The following is a 427-nucleotide window of genomic DNA, read 5'->3' as shown; positions in this document are numbered from 1 at the left end:
CTCAAGGTCAAGCCGGAATTCCGCCGCCAGATCGTCGTCGACACGACCGGCGAGGCGCCCGGCACCATCGTCGTCCACCTCAAGGAGCGCATGCTCTATCTCGTGCAGCCGGGCGGCGATGCCATCCGCTACGGCGTCGGCATCGGCAAGGACGGCTTCCGCTGGTCCGGCCGCGCCAACATCCAGTACGGCAGGGAATGGCCGACCTGGACCCCGCCGCCGGAGATGATCCAGCGCAAGCCCGAACTGGTGAAGTGGCAGGGCGGCCAGCCCGGCGGCCTGACCAACCCGCTCGGCGCGCGCGCGCTCTACATCTATCAGGACGGCAAGGACACCGGCTACCGCATCCACGGCTCGCCCGAATGGTGGAGCATCGGCCAGGCGATGTCGTCGGGCTGCGTGCGCCTGATCAACCAGGACATTATCG

At 68.1% G+C, this 427-nt stretch carries 1 protein-coding gene; it reads left to right on the top strand.

The window, feature by feature from the left end:
- The coding region (locus EN745_RS35735; protein WP_145992369.1) for a L,D-transpeptidase at positions 1–427 on the top strand (427 nt) is incomplete at both ends.

The sequence above is a fragment of the Mesorhizobium sp. M4A.F.Ca.ET.022.05.2.1 genome (assembly GCF_003998845.1).
GTDB lineage: Bacteria > Pseudomonadota > Alphaproteobacteria > Rhizobiales > Rhizobiaceae > Mesorhizobium.
Note: the sequence above shows the minus strand (reverse complement) of the source record. Positions and strands in the feature narration are given on the sequence as shown.